At 72.3% G+C, this 12,865-nt stretch carries 15 protein-coding genes and 1 pseudogene; 9 read left to right on the top strand and 7 right to left on the bottom strand.

Going from position 1 to position 12,865, the window contains the following annotated elements:
- Positions 1-691, top strand: a pseudogene (locus tag ACTWQJ_RS32425) (hypothetical protein); the annotation flags it as partial.
- 50 nt (positions 692-741) lie between these two features.
- Here the strand turns inward: ACTWQJ_RS32425 and ACTWQJ_RS32420 are convergent.
- On the bottom strand, positions 742-1,377 hold the full coding sequence (locus ACTWQJ_RS32420; protein ID WP_443310080.1) for a nucleoside/nucleotide kinase family protein: 636 nt from the start codon (positions 1,375-1,377) through the stop codon (positions 742-744).
- A gap of 89 nt (positions 1,378-1,466) precedes the next feature.
- Here ACTWQJ_RS32420 and ACTWQJ_RS32415 point away from each other — a divergent pair, with 89 nt between their 5' ends.
- The 5 genes from ACTWQJ_RS32415 to prcB all read left to right on the top strand — a co-directional run bounded on the left by ACTWQJ_RS32415 (position 1,467) and on the right by prcB (position 4,956).
- Positions 1,467-1,862, top strand: a complete 396-nt coding sequence (locus tag ACTWQJ_RS32415; RefSeq protein WP_443310079.1) for a YybH family protein — start codon at positions 1,467-1,469, stop codon at positions 1,860-1,862.
- Positions 1,863-1,890: 28 nt separating this feature from the next.
- A complete protein-coding gene (locus ACTWQJ_RS32410; RefSeq protein WP_443310078.1) occupies positions 1,891-2,640 on the top strand; it encodes an HAD family hydrolase in 750 nt (249 codons plus the stop codon).
- A gap of 143 nt (positions 2,641-2,783) precedes the next feature.
- Positions 2,784-3,089, top strand: a complete 306-nt coding sequence (locus ACTWQJ_RS32405) for a hypothetical protein (protein ID WP_443310077.1) — start codon at positions 2,784-2,786, stop codon at positions 3,087-3,089.
- Complete coding sequence (locus tag ACTWQJ_RS32400) at positions 3,086-4,027, top strand: lysylphosphatidylglycerol synthase transmembrane domain-containing protein (protein WP_443310076.1); 942 nt, start codon at positions 3,086-3,088, stop codon at positions 4,025-4,027. The genes ACTWQJ_RS32405 and ACTWQJ_RS32400 overlap by 4 nt, the downstream gene beginning before the upstream one ends.
- A 74-nt stretch (positions 4,028-4,101) precedes the next feature.
- Complete coding sequence (prcB, locus tag ACTWQJ_RS32395; protein WP_443310075.1) at positions 4,102-4,956, top strand: proteasome subunit beta; 855 nt, start codon at positions 4,102-4,104, stop codon at positions 4,954-4,956.
- A gap of 9 nt (positions 4,957-4,965) precedes the next feature.
- Here prcB and ACTWQJ_RS32390 read toward each other — a convergent pair whose 3' ends face one another.
- On the bottom strand, positions 4,966-5,181 hold the full coding sequence (locus ACTWQJ_RS32390; RefSeq protein ID WP_443310081.1) for a hypothetical protein: 216 nt from the start codon (positions 5,179-5,181) through the stop codon (positions 4,966-4,968).
- A gap of 41 nt (positions 5,182-5,222) precedes the next feature.
- A complete protein-coding gene (locus ACTWQJ_RS32385; protein WP_443310074.1) occupies positions 5,223-5,951 on the bottom strand; it encodes a Type 1 glutamine amidotransferase-like domain-containing protein in 729 nt (242 codons plus the stop codon).
- 104 nt (positions 5,952-6,055) lie between these two features.
- Between ACTWQJ_RS32385 and ACTWQJ_RS32380 the strand changes: the two genes are divergently transcribed.
- Positions 6,056-6,535: a DUF5709 domain-containing protein gene (locus tag ACTWQJ_RS32380; protein WP_443310073.1), complete on the top strand. Its 480-nt coding sequence runs from the start codon at positions 6,056-6,058 to the stop codon at positions 6,533-6,535.
- 11 nt (positions 6,536-6,546) lie between these two features.
- On the opposite strand, the gene sthA is transcribed toward ACTWQJ_RS32380, so the two are convergent.
- From sthA to ACTWQJ_RS32360, 4 genes are all read right to left on the bottom strand, one after another.
- Positions 6,547-7,950, bottom strand: a complete 1,404-nt coding sequence (gene sthA / locus ACTWQJ_RS32375; protein ID WP_443310072.1) for a Si-specific NAD(P)(+) transhydrogenase — start codon at positions 7,948-7,950, stop codon at positions 6,547-6,549.
- Between the two features lie 137 nt (positions 7,951-8,087).
- The gene (locus ACTWQJ_RS32370) at positions 8,088-8,294 is read right to left on the bottom strand and encodes a hypothetical protein (protein ID WP_443310071.1); all 207 of its coding nucleotides are present in this window, start codon (positions 8,292-8,294) and stop codon (positions 8,088-8,090) included.
- 113 nt (positions 8,295-8,407) lie between these two features.
- Positions 8,408-9,517, bottom strand: coding sequence for a PP2C family protein-serine/threonine phosphatase (locus ACTWQJ_RS32365; protein ID WP_443310070.1), 1,110 nt, complete (start codon positions 9,515-9,517; stop codon positions 8,408-8,410).
- A gap of 61 nt (positions 9,518-9,578) precedes the next feature.
- Entirely contained in the window at positions 9,579-10,460 is an 882-nt protein-coding gene (locus tag ACTWQJ_RS32360; RefSeq protein WP_443310069.1) for a Gfo/Idh/MocA family protein, read from the bottom strand.
- Between the two features lie 401 nt (positions 10,461-10,861).
- Here ACTWQJ_RS32360 and ACTWQJ_RS32355 point away from each other — a divergent pair, with 401 nt between their 5' ends.
- Both ACTWQJ_RS32355 and ACTWQJ_RS32350 read left to right on the top strand, forming a co-directional pair.
- Positions 10,862-11,719, top strand: a complete 858-nt coding sequence (locus ACTWQJ_RS32355) for an aldo/keto reductase (protein ID WP_443310068.1) — start codon at positions 10,862-10,864, stop codon at positions 11,717-11,719.
- Between the two features lie 170 nt (positions 11,720-11,889).
- Positions 11,890-12,708: an SAM-dependent methyltransferase gene (locus ACTWQJ_RS32350; protein WP_443310067.1), complete on the top strand. Its 819-nt coding sequence runs from the start codon at positions 11,890-11,892 to the stop codon at positions 12,706-12,708.
- Positions 12,709-12,865: the final 157 nt, after the last annotated feature.

The raw sequence follows: 12,865 nt of genomic DNA, 5'->3' as shown, positions 1-12,865 counted from the left end.
CTTTCTGCTGTGCCGCCCGTTCGGCGCGGTCCGCGTCCGCGACGTGAGCACCGGCGAGCTGACCGCCAAGCTGGTCACCAAGCCGGTCGTCGACCGCGACCACGTCCTGCGCCACGTGCGGTCCCTGTACGTCACCGACGGAACGCGCCTGTGGACGACGGTCGCCGTCGAGCGGCTGGAGGGGACGCCGTATCTGCTCGCCGGCCTGCCCTACGCCGCGGACGACGGCGAGCGCGTGCGCAGAACCGCGCAGGCCGCCGACGTGGCCAGTGCCGGGACCCTGCGGCTGACCCACCCTGCGACGCAGGACGCACAGCACTTCGACGCCCGCGCGGAGGTCACCCAGGAGCAGGCGGCCTTCGCGCTGGCCGCCGACCCGCGCGGCTTCGGCAACCCGGACGTGGGCTGGCGCCACCTTCTGGCCTCCACCGCTCTGGAGGCGGGCCCGGCCCCGGGCGCCCCGGAGGACCTGCATGTCTTCGCCGTCCGCCACGGCGGCACTCCGGGCGCCCCGTTCACGCCGTCCTTCGAGGCGGGGCCACACGGTCTGACCGTCCGCACCGAGGCCTTCACCGCCCTGATCGGCGACGCGGCGGGCGACGCCCACGGGGAACCGGAGCTGGTGCTGGAGGCCGGCCGCCCGGCACCGGCTCGGCCCGCGCCCGGTGGGCGGCCTGCCGGGACCCGGTGACCGGCCCACACGCCCGACCGGTTTCCGGTCGCCGAAGACTGCCGGGCAGGTCAGGCGCTGGGCACGACCAGGTCCGCCCGGTCCCGCGTCCTCGCCACCAGGTCGGCATTGCGCTGGTCCGGGCCCAGTACCCACGCCCGGGCCTGTTCGGGGCCCTTGCCGAACTCCTCGTGCCGGGCGATCAGACGGCGGATCCGCTCGGGCTCGGCCAGTTCGCAGAACCACACCTCATCGAGCTGGGGTCGCACGCGCGCCCACGCCCCCGTGTCCAGCAGCAGGTAGTTGCCCTCGGTCACGATCAGCCGGGCGGTCGGCGGCACCGGGATCGCCCCCGCGATCGGCTGTTCCAGGACACGTTCGAAACCGGGCGCGTACACGATGCCGTCGTCGGCCTCGTCGTGCAGGCGCCGCAGCAGCGCGGCGTACCCGGCGGCGTCGAAGGTGTCGGGCGCGCCCTTGCGGTCCCGGCGGCCGAGCCGGTCCAGTTCGGCGTCGGCCAGGTGGAAGCCGTCCATGGGGACGTGGGCGACCCATGGCCGGCCGGTGCCGTTCAGGTCCCGCACCAGGCGCTCGGCGAGGGTCGTCTTGCCCGCGCCGGGGCTGCCGGCGATGCCGAGAACGGCCCGCCGGCCGTGCGCTGCGAGGGCCCGGGCACGGGCCAGGAGGTCATCGAAGGTCACCGGCACACAGCAGAGTGTGTCATCCGGGTGTGCGGCGATGATTTCCGGGACCGCGGGGAGTCGGACCAGAGTGAGGAGAAAGGAGCCGAAGGATCATGACCGACGACGAACAGCAGATCCGTACCCTCATCACCGGGTGGGCCGACGCCGTCCACCGCGGCGACCTCGACGCGGTCCTCGCCGACCACACCGAAGACATTGTCATGTTCGATGTGCCCCCGCCCCATGAGGGCATCCACGGGCTCGCCGCGTACCGCGCCAGCTGGCCGCCGTTCTTCGAGTGGCAGGCCCAGGGCGCCTCCTTCGAGATCGACTCCCTGGACGTCACCGCGGGCACCGACGTCGCCTACGCGTATGCCCTGCTGCGCTGCGGCATGCCCCAGGAACTCGCCGAACGGCCCACCCTGCGCCTGCGGCTCACCCTCGGCCTGCGCAAGGAGGACGGCCGCTGGCAGGTCGCGCACGAGCATCACTCGTTCCCGCACGACTGATCCCCCCGCGCGGGGAACCCCTTCCGGTATGACGGAGCTGGGTCTTCCCGAAGCAATCCTGGCCTGCCTGTTCGATCTCGACGGGGTCGTCACCAGGACGGCCGTCGTGCACGCGGTCGCCTGGAAGGAGACGTTCGACGCCTTCCTGCGCGACCGCGAGGGCGAGCGTTTCCGGCCGTTCGACGCCGTCGCCGACTACGACGAGTACGTCGACGGACGTCCCCGCGCGGACGGCGTCCGCACCTTCCTCGCCTCCCGCGGCATCCACCTGCCCGAGGGCCACCCGGACGACCCGCCGGACGCCCCGACGGTGCACGGCGTCGGCAACCGTAAGAACGACCTCCTCCTGGAGAAGATCCGTACCGGCGGCGTCGAGGCCTACGACAGCACCCTGCGCTACATCGAGGCGGCCCGCGCCCAGGGCCTACGCACCGCGATCGTCTCGTCCAGCGCCAACTGCCGTGCCGTACTGCGTGCGATCGACGCCGAGGGCCTGTTCGACGTACGGATCGACGGCGTGGTCGCCGCCGAGCGCAAGCTGCCGGGGAAGCCGCGGCCGGACACCTTCCTGGCCGCCGCCCACGACCTCGGCGTCGAGGCCGGGCGGGCGGCCGTCTTCGAGGACGCGCTGGCCGGCATGGACGCGGGCCGGGCGGGCGGATTCGGGTACGTCGTCGGCGTCGACCGCGCCGGACAGGCCGACGCGCTGTACACGCACGGCGCGGACATCGTGGTGAAGGATCTCGCCGAACTGGGGAGCAAACCGAACGCCCGCTGACCCAGCGTGTGGCCGTATGCAGCGCTGCGCATCCCGTCCGCGTGGGTTAGTTTTTGCATGTTTTCCCTGATTTCCGCCCTTGCGTCCGCGGACTGCAGGAGGGCGTCAGCAACCCTGTGAGCCGTGGGGAGGGGGCCAGGACGATGGCCGACAGTGTGTGCGTCACCCGGGCCGGCGCGCTGCGTCCGGGTTCACCCAGCGCCCCGGCGGCCGTGGCGCTGGTCACGGTCGGGCTTGCCGGACATCTGGTCGTGCAGTTCGTCGTCCGCGGCCACAACGCCAACACCACCGAGGCGGACATTCTGCGCACCGCACGCCGGACCCCGGTCGCCGTCCTCACCACGCCGGACGGCTCCCCGCCGAAGTACGCCCCTTCCTGGACCGTCCACGGGGCCGAGGGGCTGCGGGTGCACGTAGCGCCGGCGCCGTGCGGGGGCCCGGCCGTATGACGCCCGAGCAGTACGCCATCCCCCTCACCCGCCGACGGGCCTTATGGCAGACCCTCCTCACCCTCGCCGTCCTGGTGGCCGTCGGCCTCCTCGTCCGGCGGCACTGGCCCGTGCTGGAGACCGGCGTCGGCCGGCTCGCCGTCGCCGACCCCGGCTGGCTGCTGGTGGGCGCGACGGCGGTGGCCGCGACCTGGCTGTGCTCGGCGCTCGCGCAGCAGGGCGCTGTGCCCCAGCCGCTGCCCGCGGGGCGGCTGGTCGCCGCCCAGTTCGCCGCCTCGGCGGCCAACCACGTGCTGCCTGCGGGCCTCGGCGCGGGGGCGGTGAACCTGCGCTTCCTGATGCGCTGCGGCCTTCCGGCAGCCCGATCGCTGACCGCGCTCGCGGTCAAGGCCGCGGCGGGTGGGCTGGTGCGCGGCGCCCTGATCGCCGTACTCGCCCTGGCCTGCCCGGGGTTGCTGCGGCTGCCGCACGTTTCCGGCGTGTGCGTGGCAGGGGTACTCGCCGCCGTCTGCCTCGCGGCGCTGCCGGCGGGCCGACTCTGGCCCCGGTGCAGAAAGCTCCTGGCGACGGTGTCGGCGGACGTCCGGGCCGTGCATGCCCTGCCGCAGCGGGCGGCCGCCCTGTGGGGTGGCTCGCTGGCCTTCGCCGCGCTGCACACCGTCGCTCTGATCGCCGTCGCCCAGGCCGTCGACCTGTCCCTGCACCCCGCCCGGGTGGCCCTCGTGTACCTGGCCGCCAGCAGCGCCGCCGCCCTGCTGCCCACCCCGGGCGGCCTCGGCTCCCTCGACGCGGTCCTCGCCCTTACCCTCACGGCCGCCGGAGCGCCGGGCGCGGCGGCGGCGTCCGCGGTCCTCGGCTACCGGCTGCTGACCGTGTGGCTGCCGCTGATCCCGGGCCTGCTGGTGCTGGCGGTACTCGTCCGGCGCAAGGCGCTGTGACCGCGACGGCGTTTCCCGTCCGCCCGCTGCAGGTAGGAGTCCGGTTGTCGACCCATGGACGAGGGGGAAGTGGCATGGCAGGACACGAGAGCGGCGGACGTCTGGGGGAGGAGTTCCTCACTCCCGGCAGCTCCTCCTTCACCGAGTTCCTTGCGGCGCACCGCCCGGCGCTGCTGCCCACTCGCCCGCCCTTCCCCGACGGCGTCCGGGCGGCACCGGAGCAGTTCCCGCACGGCACCACCGTCCTGGCGCTCGCCTACCGCGACGGGGTGATGGTCGCCGGGGACCGCAGGGCCACCATGGGCAACGTCATCGCCCAGCGTGACCTGGAGAAGGTGCACCCCGCGGACGACTACACCGCGGTGGCCTTCGCGGGCACCGTCGGGCTCGCGCTGGACATGGTGAAGCTCTATCAGGTCGAGCTGACCCACTTCGAGAAGATCGAGGGCATTCCGATGACCCTCAGCGCGAAGGCGACCCGGCTCGCCGGGATGATCCGGCAGAACCTCGGCCAGGCCATGCAGGGTCTCGCCGTCGTCCCCCTCATGGCCGGTTACGACGTCAGGGCCGCCGAGGGCGAACGGGGCCGCATCTTCAGCTTCGACGTCGCCGGCGGCGCGTACGAGAAGCGGGACTTCCACGCCGAGGGCTCCGGTTCGCCGTACGCGCGAGGCGCGTTGAAGAAACTGTTCCACCCGGGCATGTCCCGGCGCGAGGCCGCCCTGGCCGCGCTCCAGGCGCTCTACGACGCGGCCGACGACGACTCCGCGACCGGCGGCCCGGACATCAGCCGCCGCATCTTCCCCATCGTGTCCGTCATCACCGAGGACGGTTTCGAGCGCATGCCCGCCGCGGAGACGGAGGAACTCAGCCGCGAGATGGTCGAACAGCGCCACAGCCGACCGGACGGGCCGACCGCGGCGCCGTGACGGCACGGGTCATACCTCGTGGGGTGCGAAGAGTTCCAAGTGCCCGCACCCGGGGCAGCGGTAGGCGTCGATCTGGTAGCGGGGCCGGCCGAAGCGCTTGGCGCCGCCGAAGATCCCGCGTTGCAGGGGGCCGGGTATCCACCGTGCGTATCCGTTGGAGTGGTCGCCGGCGTCCTCGATGAAACCGGCTTCCAGGCCGACCGCTGTGCACTGCGAGCACTTCATGTCCATGCCCCGCACTGTAGGGCCGGGCGGGAGGCGGGCGGTCACTTCGTGCGGACTTCCAGCAGGTGACCGTCGAGGGCACGTTCCACGGCTCCGCTCCGTCCATCCGGCTCCACCCGATGGAGACGGGCGGCCCGGGCACGCGTGACCGTCTCCGTGAGCAGGCCTTCCGTGAAGAGCGCCCCCACACCGTCGTCCACCGCCCACCCCGCGGGCAGCGCGCCGGACGCCACTGCCTCCCGGTACGAGGGGCGGCGGCCCGGTTCGCCGTCGTAGTGCGGGCAGACCGAGCCCGGCAGCAGCCCCAGGCCGTCGTGCAGGACGCCCAGCGGGCCGAAGGAGTCGGTGTGGGAGGCCTCGGCCCAGCAGTTGGCGCCGGCGCTGATTCCGCACAGCAGGGTCCCGCGGTCGTACGCCTCGCCCAGCAGCCGGTCCACGCCGTGCGTGCGCCAGACCGCCAGCAGGTTCGCGGTGTTGCCGCCGCCGACGTACACGACGTCCTGCGCGAGCAGGAACGTGCGCAGCGCGTCGGCGTCGTGTTCCCGTCGGAACAGCGTGAGGACGGAGGGCTCGCATGCGCGTGACCGGAAGGCGGTGAGGAACTGCTCGACGTAGGCGGGCGCGTCTCCGCTCGCGGTGGGCACGAAGCAGACCTTGGGCCGCGAGGTGCGTGCATGGCCGAGCACCCAGTCGTCCAGCAGCCCCTCCTCGTCGGTGGAGAAGCCCCCGCCGAGCAGGGCCAGACGTCGCTGGGGTGCGGACGGTGTCACGGGGATGCCTCCTGGGCGGGTGCGTGGGAACGGAACGTGTCAGGGCAGCGGGGCGGGAAACGCGGAGGGGGACGGACCGATCGCAGTGTGACAGGGAGGCAGCCATGGGGACGGAAGGGACTGAGCCCGAACCGATGGCGGACGACGTGTACCAGCCCACCGGAACCAACGAGGAGCAGGAGGACGCCGCACCCCTCGACCTGCAGGACGCCGTCGACGAGCGGACCTACGACGACACCCTGGACGAGGGCTACTCGCCGCCGGAGAAGCCGCTCGGCGTCACCCGGCACGGCACCACGGCCGCGGAACAGCACGCCGGCGAGAGCCTCGACCAACGGCTCGCCCAGGAACGGCCCGACGTGGACGAACCCGCCGGGGACGACATCGGCGACCTCCCGGGCGGAGAAGGCGAACCGGTCGACCCGGATGCCGGCACCGAACGCGCCGGCCGCCTGGTCGCCCCGGACGAGGGCATGCGCCCCGACACCACGAAGGAAGCGGTCGCCGACGACAGGGGCGTCGACGCCGGCGCCGCGGGCGCCGAGGAAGCCGCCGTGCACGTCGTCGACGACGACACCACCTGACCGGTGTCCCCTCAGTCCGCGATCCGGTCGATCTGCCGGAGCTTGTTGGTGGCGTCCAGGGCGGCCACCTTGTAGGACTCCGCGAGCGTCGGATAGTTGAATACTGCATTGACCAGATAGTCGACCGTGCCGCCGCACCCCATCACGGACTGACCGATGTGGATCAGCTCGGTCGCCCCGGAGCCGAAGCAGTGCACACCCAGCAGCGTGCGGTCCTCGGGGGAGACCAGCAGCTTCAGCATTCCGTGCGAGTCCCCGACGATCTGCCCTCTGGCCAGCTCCCGGTAGCGGGAGATCCCGACCTCGAACGGCACCCGGTCCTCGGTGAGCTGATCCTCCGTCCGCCCCACGAAGCTGATCTCCGGGATGGTGTAGATGCCGATCGGCTGGAGGTTGTGCATCCGGCCCACGGGCTCCCCGCAGGCGTGGTATGCCGCCGCCCGCCCCTGCTCCATCGACGTGGCGGCCAGTGCCGGATAGCCGATGACATCACCCACGGCGTAGATGTGCGGCACCTGGGTGCGGTAGTGCTCGTCGACCGTGATCCGGCCGCGCGCGTCCGCCGACAGGCCGGCCTTGCCGAGGTCGAGGTCGTCGGTCAGACCCTGCCGGCCCGCGGAGTACAGCACCGCGTCGGCCGGGATCTTCTTGCCGCTCTCCAGCACGGTGAGGGCGCCCCGGGGATGACGCTCGACGGCGGCGACGGTCTCTCCGAACCGGAACGTCACCGCGAGGTCCCGCAGGTGGTACTTCAGCGACTCGACGACCTCCACGTCGCACATGTCGAGCATCCCGGCCCGCTTCTCGACCACCGTCACCTTGCTGCCGAGCGCGGCGAACATCGAGGCGTACTCCATGCCGATCACGCCGGCGCCGACGATGACCATGGAGCGCGGGACCCGTTCGAGGGCGAGGACATTGTCCGAGTCCATGATCGTCCGCCCGTCGAACTCGACGCTGCCAGGCCGGGCGGGCCGGGTGCCGGTGGCGATCACGATGTGCTCGGCGCCGATCAGCCGCTCATGGCCGGTGACCTCGCGCAGCACCACGGTGTGCGGGTCGACGAAGCGGCCGGTGCCGGCGAACACGGCGACGTGGTTGCGGGACAGCTGGCTGCGGACGACGTCGACCTCGCGGCCGACCACGTGCTGGGTGCGTGCGGTGAGGTCCGCGACGGTGATGTCCTCCTTCAGGCGGTAGCTCTGTCCGTAGAGGTCGCGCTGGGTGAGGCCGGTCAGATAGAGCACTGCCTCGCGCAGCGTCTTGGAGGGAATGGTGCCGGTGTGGATGGAGACCCCGCCGACCATGTCGGGGCGGTCGACGACGGCGACCCGGCGGCCCAGCTTGGCCGCGGCGATGGCGGCCTTCTGGCCACCCGGGCCGGATCCGAGGACGAGCATGTCGTAGTCGGGCACCCTCCGGAGTCTGACAGGCCGGACACTCTCTTCGATAGGGTGAACGGTCAACCGGCGTTACGGTCAACTGCCCGAAGGCGCACCCGAGTCGGCGCGCACGCCTCACCGGGAACGCGCCCGATGCCCCCCGGAAGACTCTAGGGCAGGAGCTTGTCGATGGCCGCCGGTCCCTCCCGGTCCAGCTTGCGCCGGGCCCATTCCAGGTTCTTCGGCGTGATGTCCTTGCCCGAGGCAAGCACCACGTCCTCCGGCGACACGTCCGTGCCGGTGCGGGTGTGGAGCAGGGCATCCGGGGTGACGCGGTCCGTGACCGGCTTGGACGCGTCGGGCTGTGGCGTCGACATGATCTCTGCTCCTCCGGTCCGGGGTTGTGCCGCGAACCCGGTGCGGTCATCGGGTTCACTAACACCATTCAACGTCGGAGCGCACACTGCATCCGGAGCGGGTGATGCCGAGGTCAGAGGGTCGGCGGCGTCCGAGGAGCGAGCACGAGCATCGTGACGTCGTCGCGTATGACGCGGCTGTGCCGCAGCAGGTCCGCCCACACCCGGTCCGTCAGGGTGGCGGGGTCGTGCTCGGCCAGGACGGTCAGCCGCTCGGTCAGCGGGTAGAAGGCGCCGGTCCGGTCACGGGCCTCGAGGACCCCGTCGGAGGCCAGGACCAGTGTGTCGCCGGGCTCCAGGAAGACGGAGAGCGCGCCTTGCGGGGTGCCGTCGGCAAGGCCGAGACCGAGCGGCATCGCCGGCTCGACCCCGATGTCCGTGGCCGTTCTTGCCCGCAGCAGCACCGGGGGCGGATGACCGCACGTCACGATCCGCACCGAACGCGCGTCGCGGGAGAACTCGAGCAGCAGGGCGGTCGCGAATAGCTCGGCGTGCCGGGCGCTCGCCGAGTCCACCCGCAGCCGTCGGTCGAGGCGGCCGGCGACCGCCTCCAGATCCGGCTGATCGAGCACCGCTTCCCGGAAGGCGCCCAGCAGGGAGGCGACCGTGCCCACGGCCGCCAGACCATGCCCCTGGACGTCGCCCAGTACGGCGCGCACCCCGTACGGGCCGTCGCGCACGTCGTAGAAGTCACCGCCGACCAGCGTCCCGCGCTGCGCCGCCCGGTACAGGCCCCAGCAGCGCACCGGGCCGACCCCCTCGGGCAGCGGCGGCATCAGCGCCCGCTGTGCGGCCTCTGCGGTGGTGCGTTCGATGTCGAGCTGGGCGTCGCGGTGACTGCGGACGAAGGCCACGAACACGCTCATCGCGGAGACGAAGACGATGGTCCACAGGTCGGTGTCGCCGGGCCGGTTCAGCTGGAGGGCCGGAATGTGCAGCAGCGTGATCGTCAGTGCGCCGAGGACGGCGGTCCCCAGCGGTCCGTACGACAGAACGGCCAGCGGCGGGATGGCGCCCAGCAGGAAGCCGACGTCGAGGGCATCGTCGCTGAGACCCGTGGCCACGCCCACGCCCACGATCAGCGCGACCGGCAGCACCCGCACCCAGCGTGGCGGTGGCGCGCCCCTCAGCCAGCTCTGCCGGTCCCGGTGCCGCAGAGGTGACAGGACGGACGCCTTCTCCACACCACCACGCTGCTACGCCGGGTCGCACGCCGCACGCCGAGCTGTGCCGGCGCCCCCACTGTCACTCGGTGCCGAGCGATTCCTCGACCGAGGCGAGGATCTCGGTGACCCGCAGCCCGAACGCCGCGTCGCAGGGGTGCGGCCGGCCGGAGTCGGCGGCGGTGAGGAGGGCGTCGGCCGCGCGGGCGAACGCGGGAAGCGCCCCCTCGGAGCCCGCCGGAAGGGCCGTCACCCCCGCCGTGCCGCGCAGTTCCACGGTGGCCCCCGCCGCCGCGGGCGGAGCGGTGAGGCTGAGGGTCAGGGTGCTGGACGCGCCGGTGGCGTGCTCGAGGACCGCGTGAACGGTGTCCTCGGGACCGCGTGCCGCGGCCGCCACGCCGGTCACGTCTCCGAGGACCGGCAGCAGCACGGACAGGGCATGCGGACCGACGTCCCACAGGGCACCCTTCTCCCGCCGCCACGGCGAGGCCGCGAACGGGTTGTCCCCGGAGAACAGCGCGCCCAGCCACTGTGCCCGCGCCACGAACCAGCCGTCCCGTCCGGCCTGTTCGGTGATCCAGGCCTCGGGGGCGGACTGGAAGCGCGTGGTGAAGAACACGACCGAGGCTACATCGGCCCCGCGTGCCGCCTCGACCACGGCACGGCCGTCGTCGACCGTCGCGGCGACGGGCTTGTCCAGCAGCAGATGGCATCCCGCCCGGGCGGCACGCGCCGCGAGCTCCGCCTGTACCGCCGGCGGCAGCGCCACGGCGACGGCGTCCACCTCCGCGAGCAGGGCGTCGACGTCGTCGTAGGCCCGGGTGGAATGACGGTCGGCCAGTTCCTTCGCCGCCGCCGGACGGCGCCCCCACACGCCGACGAAGTCCAGTCCGTCGTGCGCGCCCAGGGCGGGGGCATGCACCATCTGCGCCCACGGGCCGGTGCCGAGCAGTCCGATACGCATACGGGTCGCCTCTCCAACGCTGCCGAACCTTGCGACGACCGGCGCCACGAGACCGGCCGGGTGCGAGCGTGTCACACGAACGGCGGACACGGACACCAGGCAAGCCATCGAACGGGCTCGAAGAGGCACCCAGGCCGCGGATCACCGCCGGCTGCGGCACGAGGGGGCGGCTGCTGATCGCCGCCCAGCTCGACGGGCGGCCCCGCCAAGGGGTGCGCACGGGCCGACCCGAGCCGCCACGGCTCCCCTCATTCAGCACTCCGGCCACTGAATCCGTTCGCTTTCCTCTATTGGACCGCCGGCCGTACGCCCAGCCACGCTGGGACATCTCCCGTACGGCCGCCCCCCGGCCGTACGGACTCCATCGGTTCTGCGCGACAGCCGAAAGAGGTCACGAACCCATGCACACTCGCCGCATCGGTGACGTCGAAGTCAGTGCGATCGGCCTGGGCGCCATGCCCATGTCGATCGAGGGCCGGCCGGACGAGGAACGCTCCCTCGCCACCGTCCACGCCGCCCTGGACGCCGGCGTGACGCTGATCGACACCGCCGACGCCTACCACCGGGACGCCGACGAGGTGGGTCACAACGAGACCCTGATCGCCAAGGCCCTCGCCACCCACGACGGGGGCAAGGACGTCCTGGTCGCCACCAAGGGCGGCCATCTGCGCCCCGGCGACGGCAGTTGGACGCTGGACGGCAGCCCTGCTCACCTCAAGGCGGCCTGCGAGGAGTCGCTGCACCGGCTCGGTGTCGAGGCGATCGGCCTCTACCAGTTCCACCGCCCCGACCCCCGCGTGCCCTACGAGGAGTCCGTCGGCGCGATCCGCGACCTGCTGGACGAGGGCAAGATCCGTATGGCGGGCATCTCCAACGCGAACCCGGACCAGATCAGGCTGGCCAACGACATCCTGGGCGGCCGACTGGCCTCCGTGCAGAACCAGTTCTCGCCCGCCTTCCGCTCCAGTGAGCCGGAGCTGCGTCTGTGCGACGAGCTCGGCATCGCCTTCCTGCCCTGGAGCCCGCTCGGCGGTATCTCCCGGGCCGGCGAACTCGGCTCGGCCCACGCCCCGTTCGCGAGGATCGCCGACGCCCACGGGGTGAGCCCACAGCGCGTCTGCCTGGCCTGGATGCTCGCCAAGTCGCCGGTGGTCGTCCCCATTCCCGGGGCCAGCCGGCCGGAGACGATCCGCGACTCCGCCGCCGCACCCGACCTCGTACTCACCGCCGGGGAACTGGCGGAGCTGGACGCCGCCTGAGCTCCCTCCGGTGCGGGCCGGGCAGCCCCATGCCGGGCCCGCACCGTGAACACCGGCCCTTCTTCCCCCGACGATTCGCGCATGGACTGGCACGGGGAGTCACGCACTCCCTAGGATGTATTCCCTGTCAGGCCAGTCGAGTTGGCGCTCGGCACGAAGCAGGGGGATCGATGCACACCGACAAGCCGCTGTCCACGGAGATCGACGCCAACGTGCCGACGGCCGCGCGCATGTACGACCACTACCTCGGCGGCAAGGACAACTACGCCGCGGACCGCGCGGCCTGCGAGGAACTCGACAAGGTCGTGCCCAGCACGCGCCGGCTCGCGGTGAACAACCGCCGTTTCCTCCAGCGCGTCGTCCGCACGCTCGCCGCGGAGTACGGCATCCGGCAGTTCCTCGACCACGGCTCCGGCCTGCCCACCCAGGACAACGTGCACCAGGTCGCGCAGCGCCACGACCCCACCGCGCACGTCGTCTATGTCGACAACGACCCCATGGTGCTGGTGCACGGCCGGGCCCTCCTGGAGCAGGACGAACGCACCTGCGTCATCCACGCCGACATGCGGGACACCGACGCGATCTTCTCCCACCCCGACACGCAGCGCCTGATCGACTTCTCGCAGCCGGTCGCCGTGCTGTTCAACTCGGTCTTCCACTGCATTCCCGACAGCGAGACCGACGGCCCGAAGGCGGTGGCCCGCCGGGTCGCCGAGCGGCTCGTACCGGGCAGCTACCTGGTGATGTGCCAGCTGGTAAGCGAGGACCCCGAGGTGCGTGCGTTCGTCACCGACTTCATGGACAAGGCGACGCAGGGACACTGGGGCCGGGTGCGGCAGGAGAAGGACGTCGCGGAGTTGTTCGAGGGCCTGGAGATCCTCGAACCGGGCCTGGTGGAGGTGTCCACCTGGCGCCCCGACTCCGAGGTGGTGCCCCGTCAGCTCACCCACGAGTGGATCGAGTTCGGCGGCGTCGGCCGCCTCCCGTAGGTTCGTCCGGGACATCCGGTGGCTCAGCCGGCGGGGTGTGGAACTGCGGCCGTTGAAGTGTGCTCAAGCGTGTTCTGGTGAGCGGGAGTGAGTGCGAGCGGTCGTTGCCGTGACCCGCGTGTCCGCGTGAGCGCTTCGGGGTGCGAACGGAAATCCT

Origin of the sequence: Streptomyces sp. KR55, assembly GCF_052245645.1 — a bacterium.
In the GTDB taxonomy this organism is placed as follows: domain Bacteria; phylum Actinomycetota; class Actinomycetes; order Streptomycetales; family Streptomycetaceae; genus Streptomyces; species Streptomyces flavusporus.
The sequence above is the reverse complement of the archived record's forward strand: the minus strand, read 5'-3'. Positions and strand labels throughout refer to the sequence as shown.

Coding starts and splice junctions, on each gene's coding strand:
- ACTWQJ_RS32415 (WP_443310079.1), top strand. CDS start 1,467: ATGACCGACGACGAACAGCAGATCCGTACCCTCATCACCGGGTGGGCC.
- ACTWQJ_RS32410 (WP_443310078.1), top strand. CDS start 1,891: ATGACGGAGCTGGGTCTTCCCGAAGCAATCCTGGCCTGCCTGTTCGAT.
- ACTWQJ_RS32380 (WP_443310073.1), top strand. CDS start 6,056: ATGGGGACGGAAGGGACTGAGCCCGAACCGATGGCGGACGACGTGTAC.
- ACTWQJ_RS32355 (WP_443310068.1), top strand. CDS start 10,862: ATGCACACTCGCCGCATCGGTGACGTCGAAGTCAGTGCGATCGGCCTG.
- ACTWQJ_RS32360 (WP_443310069.1), bottom strand. CDS start 10,460: ATGCGTATCGGACTGCTCGGCACCGGCCCGTGGGCGCAGATGGTGCAT.
- ACTWQJ_RS32370 (WP_443310071.1), bottom strand. CDS start 8,294: ATGTCGACGCCACAGCCCGACGCGTCCAAGCCGGTCACGGACCGCGTC.
- ACTWQJ_RS32400 (WP_443310076.1), top strand. CDS start 3,086: ATGACGCCCGAGCAGTACGCCATCCCCCTCACCCGCCGACGGGCCTTA.
- ACTWQJ_RS32350 (WP_443310067.1), top strand. CDS start 11,890: ATGCACACCGACAAGCCGCTGTCCACGGAGATCGACGCCAACGTGCCG.
- prcB (WP_443310075.1), top strand. CDS start 4,102: ATGGCAGGACACGAGAGCGGCGGACGTCTGGGGGAGGAGTTCCTCACT.
- ACTWQJ_RS32390 (WP_443310081.1), bottom strand. CDS start 5,181: ATGAAGTGCTCGCAGTGCACAGCGGTCGGCCTGGAAGCCGGTTTCATC.
- ACTWQJ_RS32405 (WP_443310077.1), top strand. CDS start 2,784: ATGGCCGACAGTGTGTGCGTCACCCGGGCCGGCGCGCTGCGTCCGGGT.